At 46.8% G+C, this 12,994-nt stretch carries 11 protein-coding genes, 1 tRNA gene and 1 pseudogene; 5 read left to right on the top strand and 8 right to left on the bottom strand.

The window, feature by feature from the left end; translation table 11 throughout:
- Positions 1 to 81: 81 nt before the first annotated feature.
- The 5 genes and pseudogenes from ACP2WE_RS15190 to ACP2WE_RS15170 all read right to left on the bottom strand — a co-directional run bounded on the left by ACP2WE_RS15190 (position 82) and on the right by ACP2WE_RS15170 (position 4,391).
- A complete protein-coding gene (locus tag ACP2WE_RS15190) occupies positions 82 to 414 on the bottom strand; it encodes a type II toxin-antitoxin system VapC family toxin (protein ID WP_425216384.1) in 333 nt (110 codons plus the stop codon).
- Entirely contained in the window at positions 401 to 658 is a 258-nt protein-coding gene (locus ACP2WE_RS15185; protein WP_425216383.1) for a hypothetical protein, read from the bottom strand. Before ACP2WE_RS15185 ends, ACP2WE_RS15190 begins: the two co-directional genes overlap by 14 nt.
- Before the next feature lie 174 nt (positions 659 to 832).
- A pseudogene (locus ACP2WE_RS15180) lies at positions 833 to 985 on the bottom strand (hypothetical protein); the annotation flags it as partial.
- 15 nt (positions 986 to 1,000) lie between these two features.
- Positions 1,001 to 1,654, bottom strand: coding sequence for a response regulator (locus tag ACP2WE_RS15175; protein WP_425216382.1), 654 nt, complete (start codon positions 1,652 to 1,654; stop codon positions 1,001 to 1,003).
- 85 nt (positions 1,655 to 1,739) lie between these two features.
- Positions 1,740 to 4,391, bottom strand: coding sequence for a DUF3536 domain-containing protein (locus tag ACP2WE_RS15170; RefSeq protein WP_425216381.1), 2,652 nt, complete (start codon positions 4,389 to 4,391; stop codon positions 1,740 to 1,742).
- A gap of 111 nt (positions 4,392 to 4,502) precedes the next feature.
- Between ACP2WE_RS15170 and ACP2WE_RS15165 the strand changes: the two genes are divergently transcribed.
- Entirely contained in the window at positions 4,503 to 6,350 is a 1,848-nt protein-coding gene (locus ACP2WE_RS15165; RefSeq protein ID WP_425216380.1) for a tetratricopeptide repeat protein, read from the top strand.
- 103 nt (positions 6,351 to 6,453) lie between these two features.
- Here the strand turns inward: ACP2WE_RS15165 and ACP2WE_RS15160 are convergent, their stop codons facing one another.
- Complete coding sequence (locus tag ACP2WE_RS15160) at positions 6,454 to 7,290, bottom strand: carbon-nitrogen hydrolase family protein (protein ID WP_425216379.1); 837 nt, start codon at positions 7,288 to 7,290, stop codon at positions 6,454 to 6,456.
- A gap of 183 nt (positions 7,291 to 7,473) precedes the next feature.
- Between ACP2WE_RS15160 and ACP2WE_RS15155 the strand changes: the two genes are divergently transcribed.
- Both ACP2WE_RS15155 and ACP2WE_RS15150 read left to right on the top strand, forming a co-directional pair.
- On the top strand, positions 7,474 to 8,520 hold the full coding sequence (locus ACP2WE_RS15155) for a succinate dehydrogenase/fumarate reductase iron-sulfur subunit (RefSeq protein WP_425216378.1): 1,047 nt from the start codon (positions 7,474 to 7,476) through the stop codon (positions 8,518 to 8,520).
- Between the two features lie 180 nt (positions 8,521 to 8,700).
- Positions 8,701 to 9,489 (top strand): pentapeptide repeat-containing protein, encoded by a 789-nt coding sequence (locus tag ACP2WE_RS15150; RefSeq protein ID WP_425216377.1) that lies wholly within the window; start codon positions 8,701 to 8,703, stop codon positions 9,487 to 9,489.
- Between the two features lie 154 nt (positions 9,490 to 9,643).
- Here ACP2WE_RS15150 and ACP2WE_RS15145 read toward each other — a convergent pair.
- A tRNA-Asn gene (locus ACP2WE_RS15145) sits at positions 9,644 to 9,715 on the bottom strand.
- A 68-nt stretch (positions 9,716 to 9,783) separates the two neighbouring features.
- On the bottom strand, positions 9,784 to 10,716 hold the full coding sequence (locus tag ACP2WE_RS15140) for a DMT family transporter (protein ID WP_425216376.1): 933 nt from the start codon (positions 10,714 to 10,716) through the stop codon (positions 9,784 to 9,786).
- A 181-nt stretch (positions 10,717 to 10,897) separates the two neighbouring features.
- On the opposite strand from ACP2WE_RS15140, the gene ACP2WE_RS15135 reads away from it, so the two are divergent.
- Both ACP2WE_RS15135 and ACP2WE_RS15130 read left to right on the top strand, forming a co-directional pair.
- Positions 10,898 to 11,572 carry a response regulator transcription factor gene (locus ACP2WE_RS15135; RefSeq protein ID WP_425216375.1) on the top strand — a complete coding sequence of 225 codons (675 nt, stop codon included), beginning with the start codon at positions 10,898 to 10,900 and terminating at the stop codon, positions 11,570 to 11,572.
- Between the two features lie 37 nt (positions 11,573 to 11,609).
- Positions 11,610 to 12,947 (top strand): sensor histidine kinase, encoded by a 1,338-nt coding sequence (locus ACP2WE_RS15130; protein ID WP_425216374.1) that lies wholly within the window; start codon positions 11,610 to 11,612, stop codon positions 12,945 to 12,947.
- The last annotated feature ends 47 nt before the right edge of the window (positions 12,948 to 12,994 follow it).

Raw genomic sequence — 12,994 nt, 5'->3', positions numbered from 1 at the left:
GTCTATGGATGTCAACCAGAGACAACGGGGTGTGGATTGGCAGATGAAGATCGATGATGCACGCTGTAAACTCACTTCTATTTACCCTAAAATTAAGTTGTGACGCTGCACTAGAGATGCATCTGCCATATCCATTGGTAAATCTGCATATTTTTCCATGAGGACTATCATGCGATCGATGTGGTTTGGTTCGAGGTCAAATATTTGAAATGCATCCATGACAAAGCTTTTAAGGAAATTGGATTGAGCGGTATGGCTAACTGTTGCAGCTAAGAAGTAACAAGTTTCGGTAACTACAGGAAACGTAGTAATCATTGGTTCTTGGATTGTTTCAAAAGCTTTTTGTGCTACTAAATGGGTAGAATCTCGGCGATTAAAAAGTGCAACAAATGCTCCTGTATCAACGATTATCATGCTTTTTGAGAATGTAGGATTGAACTATGGATTTATAGTTAGCAGAAAGAGACGAGTCTCCTTCAAAACAACCAACTAAACCAAGTTCTGTAAATATTTGGAGTGGACTTTTTTGAGGAAGCTTTTTAGATGTTTCTTGGTCTTGTCGCGCAATTTCTTGCAGAATTAGTTTTGCTAATGCATCCTGCTTCTCTTGAGACAGTTTAGTGGCAGCGGTAAAGGCTTGTTCGAGTAGTTGAGTCATGAGGTTTTTCTCTTATTGTATCAAGGCTTGAAAGCGCGGATCGTTGCGGATGCGCCGCTAACTACAATCATCTCCAATCGCGTGCTTCTAGAATTTTGAAATCTTCATGAAGTTCTGAAAGCCCATTTTGACTTTATCCTTTCTTCTGGAGTATTTTCCCTTTTTTAAAGCTTCCTATTTGGGAATAGGGCACAAAGTGGCAGACATATTTTGATTGGACTGGTCAAGTTTTATTAGAGATCGCCTTTGTTGAGATAGATCGAGCCGCTCCAAATCGGTCAGAGTAGACAAAGGTTCGATATTGGCAATTCGATTGTTGCGAGAACAGAATAGGTTTTTAGTTTATACCAGCCCCGTACGCAGAGCTGTTACCGCTGCTTGCACGCGATCGTCCACGGCTAGCTTGTTCATAATGCCACGAACGTGGGTTTTGACCGTATTTGGGCTGAGATATAAATTTGCCGCGATTTCTGGATTGCTCAGTCCTTCTACCATGAGTTTCAGTACATCGAGTTCCCGTTCTGATAGAGGTGCAAAGTTACTCTTAGGCACAGGTGGTTTGAGATGTTCTAGAACTTTGCGGGCGATTTGCGGATCTAGGTAAGTCGCACCGTCTCTCGCTGCGGTAAAAGCAGCCATTAATCGCTCTGAGTTTGTACCCTTGACACAATAGGCATCGGCTCCACTGGAAAGCGCAGCAATAATTTCAGTTTCTGCGGTATGGGAACTCAGCATCACAATGCGAATCTCTGGCAGGGCAGCTTTGATTTGTTGTGTCGCCGCAATCCCATCCAAGCGAGGCAAGCCAATATCCATCACCACAATATTGGGCTTTAGCTCTTTTGCCATCTTGACGCCCATGTAGCCATCTTCGGCGATACCGACAACGCTGACATGGGGATAACTCGATAGGGACTGCTCTAACCCAAGTTGAATTAGGGGATCGTCTTCAACAATTAATACCCGTAAAGGCTCCTTTTCAGTGGCGATAGTCATAATCTTTGGTAGCGAACGATCGCGAAAATTTTAGGTGTAATTTCACTGCCATCATTATGTACTACATTCACGCCAAACTTTCTGTTTAAGGATGAGGTAACAGCCAAGCAGATACGGCGATCGCCATTTTTTCACTCAAATTCATCAATTGCTGCAATTCTAGATTAGAAATCGTTTCACAGAGGGCGATCGGCAAGTTACTTGGTTGATTGCCAGGTTTCTGCTGCGATAGTACGCTTAAAGCCAGACGGCAGCTAGGCGCGATCGCTTGCTGCAGATAGTCGAGCAGTAACTCCTGCGCCTGATTGAGATCGAGGGATAAATGCAAGCGAAAGGCAAGGTCTAAGGCTTGCTCGATTTGGCTGAGGCTATCGAAAATCGACGGATCGGAGGTTCGATCGTGATGAATCAGTTGCCAAATTTGCTGCACGATCGATCGCTGGAGGATTTTTGCCGCTTCCACACGATTTAGGTTACAGCCGAGATGGTCAGCCTCGATCGCCACGGCATCTAACTCAGCGATCGGCAAGGATTCGCCGCTTTCTAGCCGTTTTAATTCCTGCATTAAGCGGTTGTTGAGGGTAATATCCGCCGCAACTTGCAGCTCTGGCGGCACGTTTAACCCATCGCGACGAAAAGACGCGAGAATACCGTAATTATCTCGATAAACTTGGGCGTAAAGCTGATCGAGGCGCATCAGAGTCTCCCCTGCCAACAGGTGCAAAATGCGATGGCGTTCCTCAGCAAACAGATGATGGAGGCTAAAGTATTCGCTGCCAAAGACATCTGCCATTGCCAAAATTAAAGCGGCAGCACTGGCTAGTTGCAATGCCTTAAATAATTGCGACTTGATCTGCTCGTATTCGCGTCTGCCCGTAAATCGATCGATGCAGCAGTGGAAATCATCGCCGCCCAAATGCAACACCGCAAATACATACTCAACCGACTCTTGGGTAATGCCAGAGGTAATCTGAATCTGCCCGATCGCGAGGGTATTGGAACCCATGCGTTGCAGTTGATAGTCGTGCTGCTCGATCGTGTAGCAGTAAAGCTGCTGCGATCGCAGGTAGGTGGTAAATAGGGAACTGATGGCATAGTGAGCCGCAACCTGTTGCAGGCTGATCTTGGAAGTCAGGACATGCTGGCGGTACACCTCAGCCCCATTGCCGAAAAGGGGAATATTGCTCGGGCACTTTTCTAAACGCTGAATAAATTCTGGTTCTAGTAAGATCCCCGTTACATCTGCCGCCAACTCGATCGCTCTCGCGGCATAGCGCAGAATTTGCACCCCTTCAGGACGGGATAATTCTTCAAAAAACCAGCCACAACTGGTAAACATCAACAGGGCATGGCGTTGCATCTCTAATAGCCGCAGCGCATCGACCCGATATTGGGGAGACTTGTGACGAGCCTTACCGAAATTTTGAAAAAATGCCTCTAACTTCTCTTCGCTGTTGACGATGCCATGTCTTAGAGAATCGCGCAAAACACAGATATAGGCATCTCTCGCTGCCCAAGGGTCAGTAAAATATTTGCTCCCTACATCTGCGTAAATATCGCCAAGGCGATCGCGCAGCCAATTTAAACTCTGGCGTAAAGGCTGACGCCAAGCCCCGTAACCAATCTCAGTCCCGCAACCGCAGTCATTCTGCCAGCGATCGACACCATGGGCGCAGCTCCAAGCGGTCACAGGCTTAAGCACCACTTCCCATGTGGGCGGATACAAACTGAGATAATGGGCATAATTGGTCACCATCCAGCCTCGGTTGGGAAATTCTGACTCAAACCCATAGGCAAGCGACATTTCGGTGAATTGTTTGTGATGTCCAAAGGTTTCGCCATCTGTTGCCACCGAGATCAGTTGCGAAGCGCGGCGATCGCCACGCACAGCTTGACCCAGACGCGCCGCAAAATTATAGGAACTGTTGAGCAAATCGCCAAACCCCATATCTCGGGAAATTGGCCCATCGTAGAAAAAGATATCGATATAGTTTTTGGTGCGATCGCTTGGATCCAGATAGCAGCGATAGGGACGGTTGGGATCGATTTGACTACCGCTGACTTCATTCCAAGGGTTTTCGCCTTGCTCTTTGGTCTCTAAATCCGCCTCAGAGGTAGTGCTGGGAATAGGACGACAGCGCAGCGCTTGCGATGGCGCCAGAATAATAAACTTAATGCCCTCTTGCACCAAAGCTTCTAGGGTTTCGCGATCGACAGCAGTTTCTGCCAACCACATGCCTTCAGAGTCGCGCCCAAATCGAGATTTAAAGTCAGCCTTGCCCCAACGAATTTGGGTGAGTTTGTCGCGCCAGTTCGCCAAGGGCATAATGATGTGGTTGTAAACCTGTGCGATCGCATTGCCATGCCCATTTAAGCGTTCGGCACTGCGCTTATCGGCATCTAAAATGCGCTGATACACGACTGGATCGTGCTGCTCCATCCAAGATAGAAGCGTGGCACCAATATTAAAACTGAGGTACTCAAAGTTATTCACGATTTTGAGCAGTTTGCCATCTCCCGTCATCACCCGCGCAAAGGCGTTGGGGCGATAGCATTCGTGGTGAATGCGTTGATTCCAGTTGTGAAAGGGAGCCGCACTATCTTGCCGCTCGATCGCATTCAGATAAGGATTTTCACGGGGTGGCTGATAAAAATGTCCGTGTACGGTAATGTAGACTCCCCGATCTACAAGCTGAGATGAAGTAGAGGTAGGAGCGGACGATGAAGCAATAGTCACGATTATTTTTGTCTGTTAATGTACGTGTGGCTTAAATCATGCTATTCAAACGGTATATCCTTTGCTCTGATCCCCATCCACGCTGCACATTTTCTTAAGAAGTCTAATACTATGATGCCTGCTGCTGATTCTCCTCAGTCTCTAAACTTAGATGGGCTGCATTTTGTGCAATTGGGTTTATTGGACAAGGCGATCGCGTGCTTTCAGAAAGCTGTTACCCTCGACCCAAATTATATTGAAGCTTTGTATAACCTCGGTTTAGCTTATGTAGACAAGCAACAACCCGAGCAAGCGATCGCAATTTGGCAGGAAGTCGTAACCATAAGCCCAGACCATATAGATACTTGGTGGAATTTAGGCACTTTATTTGCACAACATCACCAAATTCAAGAGGCGATTTCTTGCTATCAACAGGTTCTAGAATACCAACCCGATTCGGAAGCTATCTATATCTGTCTAGGTGGTCTGTTTGCCCTTGCCGAGGACTGGCAAACTGCGATCGAATGTTATGAAGTCGCGATCGCGTTAAATTCTGAGAATTTAGATAATTATTTTCAATTAGGCAGAATTTTTCACAAATCAGGCGAACCAGAAGCAGCAACAGGTTGCTATCAGAGGGCAATTGAGGTCAGCCCTGCGATCGCACTCCCCTATATGATGTTTGGGAACTATTTATTCGAACAAGGCAAGATCGAAGCTGGTTTAGAACAATATCAAATTGCTTTTCAGACAGAGCCTAATTCTGCGACAGTCTTAATTAATTACAGTACCGTTTTAATTTCTCTAGAACGATTTGACGGCGTGATTGACTACTGCGAAACCGCTATTAAGCTCGATCCCAGTCTAGCCGCAGCCTACGACAATTATGCAACAGTACTTCAAGCTCATGCACATTTTCAAGATGCACAGCAGTATTATGCTAAAGCCCTAGAGTTATCTCCCAACCCAGAACTTCGCCTCAAATCTGCCTTACTTTCCTTACTGGCGGGCGATTACGAAAATGGTCTAGTTGCCTATGAAAGCCGTTGGCTGACCCAAGGCATCGTGTCTAGATCGTTTCAGCAGCCTTGGTGGGACGGTTCCGATCTAACCAGCCAAACAATTTTAGTATGGGCAGAACAAGCCTATGGAGATGTCATTCAGTTTGCGCGCTATTTACCTTTTGTGCTCCAAAAAGGCGCAAAAGTTATATTTCAATGCCCCATCCCTTTGATGCGTTTAATCGGTACTTTAGATGAAAACGTCCAAATTCTAGCGGGAGATGCTCCAGTACCAGAGTTTGACCTGCATATTCCTTTAATGAGTTTGCCACGCATTTTTAAGACCAAGGTTGACACGATTCCCGATCGAATTCCCTATTTGGTTAGAAATGTTGCTGAGCTAGATAAATGGGAAGCTGAACAGAAATTAAATCATGCCGACTATCCTGATTTCCCTGAAACAGATTTAAACATCGGAATTGTGTGGGCGAGCGGTTATTTTGGCGATCGCCTCCAACAACTGGGAATGTATCTCCGTAAATCTTGTCCCCTGTCATTGTTTATCAGCCTGTTGCAATTGCCAAAAGCCGTTCCTAAGATTCATTTATATAGCTTGCAAGTGGGTCACCATGCCAAAGACATCGCAGCTTATAAAAATGAGCCCAATCTTCATGACTTAACGCCTTTCATCCATGACTTTGCCGATACTGCTGTTTTTGTCTCTAAGCTGGATTTAATTATTTCTGTGGATACAGCCACAGCTCATTTAGCGGGAGCTATGGGTAAGCCTGTATGGATACTACTACCCCTAAGTCCCGACTGGCGATGGCTCACAGAGCGAGAAGACTCCCCTTGGTATCCCACTGCAAGACTCTTTCGACAAAAGCAACAGGGAAACTGGACAGAGGTGTTTGTCAGATTAAAACAAGCCTTGTCAGATCTATACCGTTTCAGATTCTCTTATCCCGATCTGATATAGCGATCCAAAATGATGCATGAGAGATTCTTTCTTTTGCATAGAATCGTATGGACAATTCATGAATCGCCCCTACACACAAATCAAATAGGATTGCTATATTTGATTACAAAACCCGATGCTTTAGGGAAGGCATTTGTCGTCGGACTTGTTCGAGACGAGAGGGTTGAATCTCTGCCACCGCGACCCCAATTTGATCGCCAGCATCAGCCAACACCACCCCCCAAGGATCGATAATCATAGCGTGCCCGTGGGACTGACGGCGAGGATTATGTTTACCCACTTGAGCAGGAGCAATCACATAACAGGTATTTTCGATCGCTCTTGCTTGTAAAAGCACCTGCCAATGATCCTTGCCCGTAAAGGCTGTAAACGCCGCAGGCACAAATAAAACATCTGCACCATTTGCAGCAAGATATCGATATAGCTCAGGGAAGCGCACGTCGTAGCAGACCGATAGCCCCAAGTTACCTAAACTTGGAGATTGATAGACTATGGGCAGGTCAGAACCTGCTAATACTGCCTCTGATTCTCTGTAGGTATTGCCATCAGGGAGGTTGACATCAAACAGGTGCATCTTGCGATAGCGGGATAGCTCCAAACCTTCGGGACTGACCAGCAATGCCGTGTTATACATTTTTTGAGGTTGTGCTGAAGACTCCTCAGCTTTTGCTGTAACTGGGACTGGGAAACCGCCCCCCAATAAAGTAATTTGATAACGCTGCGCCATCGTAATCAAAAACTTTTCACTTTGAATTGCAATCTCTGGTGCTAATTTTGATTTTTGCTCTTCATTTCCCAAAAAAGAAAAATTTTCAGGCAAACAAACTAGCTCTGCGCCTCGATTTACAGCAATTTGAATCAAATCCTCTGCCTGAGCTAGATTTTTATCTAGATCGGGAACACTCGTCATCTGTACAGCACCCGCCAAATAAGACTTCATTACGTTTCTTTCAATTCCATTCACTCTTTTAGATTACCCTGTGGCGGGACGTATCCTGCAAGGAATCGCCCCCAATTAGCACTAAAAACTGAATCCTTAAGTATTGTCTTGCTTTTGTTTAATTCGTTTTAAGACTGGGTACATTTGATCGAGGATGCAGATAAGGATGCAAAGCTAAAAGTTATGAAAATCTCTGTTAAGGTTCGTCGCCAGGCATCTCGTACTAGTGTGCCCACCTATCAAACGTACGAGGTGCAGGCCGATCCGCACAGCAATACAGTTTTAGATATTTTACATAAGATTCAATGGGAGCAGGATGGCTCTCTGGTGTTTCGCCGCAACTGTCGCAATGTCATCTGTGGTTCCTGTGGACTGCGCATTAATGGGCGATCGGGGTTGGCTTGCCAGAAATTAGTGAGTGAGTTTTTTGGTGAGGAACTTTTAGAGCAAACGTCAGTCGGCGGAACGCATCCTGCAAGGAATCGCGAACCAGAGTTTGTACCCGAACTCTTAGTCGAGCCGATGCAAAATCTGCCTGTGATTAAAGATCTGGTCGTTGATATGACCAAATTTTGGCAAAACTTAAGCAAAGTCGATCCCTTTGTATCTACGGCTTCGCGGCAAATTAGCAAAACCGAGTTTCTGCAAACTCCTGCCGAGCGCGACAAACTTCAAGCCGCAGCCAACTGCATTTTATGTGGCTCTTGTTACTCTGAATGCAATGCTGCTGCTGTCAACGATCGCTTTGTCGGCCCCCATGCCCTCGCAAAAGCCTATCGAGTCATGGCAGATAACCGCGACGATCGCACCACCGAACGCATCGCCCAATACAATCAATCAAACTTTGTCTGGGACTGCACCCGTTGCTACAACTGTAATGAGGTCTGTCCTGTGGAAGTCCAGCCCTTAGACCGCATCTCGCAGGTTAAGCAAGCCATTCTCGCCGACGCGAATCTGCCCGAATCAACTCCACAACTCCACCGCCATACAATGGTCGAACTCGTCAAACAAGATGGCTGGATTGATGAAAGTAAGTTTGGGATTAAGGTGGTCGGAAATAATTTCAAGAATCTTAAAGGCATCGCCAGCCTCATTCCTGTAGGATTTCGCATGGTTCTCAAAGGAAAAATGCCCTACCCTTGGCAATTTAAACCTTCTGAGGGTATCAAGGAGATCAAATCTTTAATGACGGCTGTGTTAAACAGGCGATCGAAGTTGAAATCTAAATAACCAAGCAGATAACCAAATAAATAACCAATACATAACCAATGTGTATTTTATAGCCAGAAAATTTATACGGAACTGGGATTAAATTGATTTTAATTTCTTAATGCAAAAAATACTGCACAGATCTTGCGAGGGCATGATAAAGATAGTCCTAGGGCATGAGTGTGGCACTTAACATTTATTATGGATATCCGAGAAAAGCTAGAAAGGCATCACCAATGGTTAGCAACTGATGGAAAACAAGGAGAGAGACTGAGTGCAAGTAATGCTAGTCTCGCAGGTGCTTATCTCTTTACTGCCAGGCTGGCTGGGTTTGACCTGAGTAAAGCTAACCTAACTGGAGCCAACCTCACGGGGGCGGATCTAGAAGGAGCCAACCTATTTGGCGCCGATCTCACAGGTGCCGACCTATTTGGCGCCAATCTCAGTAAAGCCAACCTGTTTGGCGCCAATCTCACAGGAACTGACCTTGAAGGCGCTATCCTTGATGGCGCGAACCTCAGTAAAGCCAACTTCTTTGAAGCCAACCTGTTTGGCGTCATCCTCGAAGGCGCTATCCTCGAAGGCGTAGATCTCACAGGAGCCAACCTTAGTTACGCTATCCTCAGTGGGGCAGATCTCTATGGAGCCATCCTCAGTGGAGCAGACCTCAGTGGAGCCAATCTCGGGCAAGCTAACCTCAGTCAAGCCATTCTCAGTCAGGCTGAATTGATAGGAGCCATTCTCACAGGAGCCGATCTCACAGGAGCCAACCTTGCAGGAGCCAATCTAAATTACGCCATCCTTGAAGGAGCCAACCTCAGTGAAGCCAACCTCGGTTATGCCAACCTGAGTAAATCTGAACTGATTGGAGCCTTTCTCGATGGAGCAACCCTAGAAGCAGCCAACCTATCGGGAGCCAATCTTGAAGGTGCAAAACTATGCAATACCACCATGCCCGATCGCACCATTAATAACTCAGGCTGTGCGTAGGTGGCGATGAATTCGTGGATAGGGATCGCACCATTTCTCAGATTTCACCCATTGCGTCGAATCTCTTCAATTACTTTTTTGCCCAACAAATCGCCTATCGATCTTTATTAAAGAAAAGAAAGATAAGTAGATTTTTAGTTAGATTTTGTGAGAACTCCCCAGGCAAGATTCGAACTTGCGACCAATCGATTAACAGTCGATCGCTCTACCACTGAGCTACTGAGGATTACGCTTGAGTAGTTATTCAGGCATTAAGAATAATAACCCATAAACGCGCATTAGCAACAATCTTTTTTATTTTTTTCTGGACGAGCCTCCTAAAGATATGGCGAGCGAGCCTGCCACGACGAGGATTGCACCGCATAAGGCAGTGATAGTCAGGGTGCGGGTTGCTAGTAAAGCAGGGAAAAATAGCGTTACCGCCTCAGAAGCACCCAAAGTTACCAAAGGCGTTAGCGTCAACACCGCACTCACCCGCGAGGCATCCCAATGTTCTAGGGCAGCGGCAAATGCACCATAGGCAATCAGGGTATTGAGCGCACAAAACAAGAGCAAGCCCATGTATAGAGGCTCGATCGCCAATAGCCGCGCAGGGGACGCTAAGGGCGCAAATAAAAGGCTGGAACCACCATAGACGCAGAGCATTACCGATGCCGAGGGCAATTTTTGTAAAAGTTGTTTCTGGGCTAACCCGTATATTGCCCAAGCGATCGCGGCGACTACCAAGAGAAAATTTCCCCACAAATAGCTATCTAGGGTAGTAACCAATGTGCGAATCTGCTCGTGGGAAAACAGCACCATACCCAAGATCAGAACGGTGACTCCGACCCACTGCTGTCGGTTGTAGCGTTCTTTAAACAACCACAGCGAGCCAAAGCCCAGTAGCACAGGTGCTAACTGGATCAAAATTTGAGCGTTATTGGGCGAGGTCTGTTCTAAGCCCAGTAAAAACAGAATGTAGTTGGTGGCAAGACATAGGGTGGCGATCGCCAGCAATCCTAAAAAAGGCAGTCCTAGTTGTCTGAGTTTGGGTAATTCCTGCTTGGTGGCGAGATAGATACCCAAGCACAGAAACGCAAATAAAAAGCGAAACCAAGTAACGGTATAGGCATCTAAGACTTGTAAAACAATTTTGAGAACAACGGCTAAAAAGCCCCACAGGAAAACAGTGAGGAGCGATAAACCCAATCCAAGCCGCCAACGACCTGAACTTTGGTGAAGTGGCATAAAATTTACAATGCGCTAGTACATACCCAGACAAGCATTAAAGCATTAATCGCCAGAATAGACCCGTTGCAAATTACCTCGATCCTTCTCGCTAAGAGTACTTCCGAGTATTGTGCAAGCACCCATTACGCATAATTGCCAGTGGTATTATCTTAGCCAGACTCACATGCTACTTAGGGCTATGCGGATTCTCATAGTTGAAGATAACGAACCCGTTGCGCGATCGCTAGCGGATGCCTTGGAAAAACAACACCATACCGTTGATTGGGTAGCAGATGGAGAAAGCGGGTGGCAACAAATTGAAGCCATGACCTACGACTTGATTTTACTGGATGTGATGTTGCCGCAGGTGGATGGAATTAGTTTGTGTCGGCGCATTAGAGCATCTAGCATCACAACGCCTGTTTTAATGCTCACAGCGAAAGATTCAAGCACCGATAAGGTTTTAGGTCTTGATGCAGGAGCTGATGATTATGTTGTCAAACCCTTTGATTTGCCAGAACTCTCCGCCCGCATTCGGGCATTACTCCGTCGAGGCAACACCACTACGCCCTCACTGTTAAGTTGGGAACACCTTTGTCTAGACCCCAGTAAATTTGTCGCCACCTATGCCGATACCCTCTTGGAGTTGACCCGTAAAGAGTATGCCATTCTAGAATTGTTACTGCGAAATGGCGATCGCGTTCTCAGCCGCAGTGTCTTTATCGATCACCTGTGGGCATTAGATGACATCCCTGAGGAGGAAGCCGTGAAGTTCCACATTAAGGAGTTGCGCAAAAAGCTGAAACTGGCAGGTGCTCCTCCCAATTTGATTGAAACGGTTTACGGTTTAGGATATCGACTGCGACCCATTTGATTTCATCCATTCCTTTATCCCGTCCATAGGTAGCCATGTGACCGAGCAACGTCAGCCCACAACTCCAACTCGCGATCGCCAATACTCGGGATTGCGTTGGCGTTTGTGGTTTTCTTATCTGGCAATGATGACCGCGATCTTTGGCATTTCTGGAACTACAATCTATGGATTGTTTGTTAAGAATTTATATCAGCAGGTGGACGATCGCTTAAGGTTACTCGCAGATGCTGCCGCCCATAGTTTGGTTGACATTCAGCAAAAACGAATTGATGTCCCTCTGATTGACGCGGGAAGGGTACGACTTCCCATGCGCCGTATCGATCTCGATGGCGACTTGGATGTTTCTTGGTACAACCTTCGACAAACAACTCAGGGAATTGAGTGGTTTGATGCTAATTACCAACGCTTGGCTACTAGTGGTTGGGTTCTGACATCAGCGCCACTCCAACCAGAAATAGACAGTGTTCAGACGGGGACGCTTCGTTCTCTCACACTTGCGGTTTACAACCCCAAAAACAGGCGATCGCAGATCCAAGGATATGTCCGCGTGAGTGAGTCGGTGCAATCCTTAGAAGATCAGTTGCATCAGTTGCAGTGGGTGTTTGGAGTGGGTGGAATCCTTGCCCTCGGGTTGGCAGGAACTGGAAGTATTTGGCTGACCCAGCAATCCCTTCGACCGATTCGGCAGAGCTTTGAGCAACTCAAACAATTTACTGCTGACGCTTCCCACGAACTCCGCAATCCCCTGACTGCGGTCAAGCTATCGGTGGATGTTCTGCGTAGTGATGTCGAGCGATTTTCCCCAGAGGAACGACAACGCATCGAAACCATCGCCATCGGAATCGATCAAATTCGCTTTTTGGTGGAAGATCTGATGTTGTTGGCTCGAATGGATGCCGATCGAAGCAACGTACAAGAGCAACGGCGAATAGCCCTAGATGAAATTTTAGAAGACCTACTGGAGTTACTAGAATCCCAAGCAGTAGAACGGCAGATTGCCCTTAAGTCTGACTTGATACCAGATGCGATCGTCAAGGGTGATGCCACACAATTACCCCGATTGTTTAGAAATTTATTCGAGAATGCTCTGAAATATACGCCCATTGGTGGGAGCGTAACGGTTTCTATGCAACGCAGCGATCGCACCATTACCGTCAGCATTCAAGATACGGGTATGGGCATTGCCCCACAGCATTTGCCGAAAGTATTCGATCGCTTTTGGCGAGCAGACGCAGCCCGTTCTAGTCAGCAACCAGGGCTAGGTTTGGGATTGGCGATCGCCCAAGCGATTGCCTGCCAGCATCAGGGCAAAGTCACCGTTACGAGTGAATTAGGCGTTGGTAGTTGCTTTCAAGTCCAACTGCCCCTCGCGTAAATCTCCGCCTTTCCTCCCGACTTCCTCACACTGTTGCGCTATCCTCA

The organism is Tumidithrix helvetica PCC 7403, assembly GCF_965232925.1.
Taxonomy (GTDB): Bacteria; Cyanobacteriota; Cyanobacteriia; order Pseudanabaenales; family Pseudanabaenaceae; genus Tumidithrix; species Tumidithrix helvetica.
Note: the sequence above shows the minus strand (reverse complement) of the source record. Positions and strands in the feature narration are given on the sequence as shown.

Coding starts and splice junctions, on each gene's coding strand:
- ACP2WE_RS15160 (WP_425216379.1), bottom strand. CDS start 7,290: ATGAAGTCTTATTTGGCGGGTGCTGTACAGATGACGAGTGTTCCCGAT.
- ACP2WE_RS15135 (WP_425216375.1), top strand. CDS start 10,898: ATGCGGATTCTCATAGTTGAAGATAACGAACCCGTTGCGCGATCGCTA.
- ACP2WE_RS15155 (WP_425216378.1), top strand. CDS start 7,474: ATGAAAATCTCTGTTAAGGTTCGTCGCCAGGCATCTCGTACTAGTGTG.
- ACP2WE_RS15165 (WP_425216380.1), top strand. CDS start 4,503: ATGATGCCTGCTGCTGATTCTCCTCAGTCTCTAAACTTAGATGGGCTG.
- ACP2WE_RS15185 (WP_425216383.1), bottom strand. CDS start 658: ATGACTCAACTACTCGAACAAGCCTTTACCGCTGCCACTAAACTGTCT.
- ACP2WE_RS15175 (WP_425216382.1), bottom strand. CDS start 1,654: ATGACTATCGCCACTGAAAAGGAGCCTTTACGGGTATTAATTGTTGAA.
- ACP2WE_RS15150 (WP_425216377.1), top strand. CDS start 8,701: ATGGATATCCGAGAAAAGCTAGAAAGGCATCACCAATGGTTAGCAACT.
- ACP2WE_RS15140 (WP_425216376.1), bottom strand. CDS start 10,716: ATGCCACTTCACCAAAGTTCAGGTCGTTGGCGGCTTGGATTGGGTTTA.
- ACP2WE_RS15190 (WP_425216384.1), bottom strand. CDS start 414: ATGATAATCGTTGATACAGGAGCATTTGTTGCACTTTTTAATCGCCGA.